At 62.5% G+C, this 685-nt stretch carries 1 protein-coding gene; it reads left to right on the top strand.

Going from position 1 to position 685, the window contains the following annotated elements; all coding sequences use genetic code 11:
- Positions 1–685, top strand: a 685-nt coding sequence (locus AB4Y34_RS41830) for an AMP-binding protein (protein ID WP_368719304.1), incomplete at both ends; no start/stop codon positions are given.

Here is a 685-nt window from a genome sequence, read left to right on the forward strand (position 1 = left end):
GCGTGGGCCGGGCAGCCGTCATCGGATCCGGATGCGCGCGCGCTGGGCCTGGGTCCACGTCATCTGGCCTATGTGATCTACACGTCGGGTTCCACCGGCACGCCCAAGGGCGTGATGGTTGAACATCAGGGGGTGGTCAGGCTGGTGGCAGGGAACGATTTCGTCGCAATCTCGCCGCAGGACGTCTTTCTCAACGCCTCCTCGCCGACGTTCGACGCGACGACGTTCGAGGTTTGGGGCGCCTTGGCGAATGGCGCCAGGGTGATGCTCTATCCCGGACGTTATATCTCGACATCAACGTTGAGCCGGATCATCCGGGACGAGGGTGTCACCATTGCCTGGATGACCGCACGGTTATTTGATCTGTATGTAGGGGAGGGGCGAAATACCGGTTCGCTGCAGCAACTGCTGGTCGGAGGCGAAGAGGTTTCAGCCGCTTCCATTAAGGCATGCAAGAGCCGGCATCCGACGCTGCGGATATCAAATGGCTACGGGCCAACAGAGAACACCACCTTCACTCTCTGCTATCCGGTACCTGCTGGTTTCGATGGCCAGCACCACGTTCCGATCGGCCGTCCGATTGCGAACACGCGGGTGTACGTGCTGGACGGTCATGGAGAGCCGGTGCCGTTCGGGGCGGTGGGGGAGCTCTACATTGGCGGGGCGGGGGTGGCGCGCGGCTACC

The sequence above is a fragment of the Paraburkholderia sp. BR10954 genome (genome assembly GCF_040965775.1).
Lineage (GTDB): Bacteria > Pseudomonadota > Gammaproteobacteria > Burkholderiales > Burkholderiaceae > Paraburkholderia > Paraburkholderia youngii.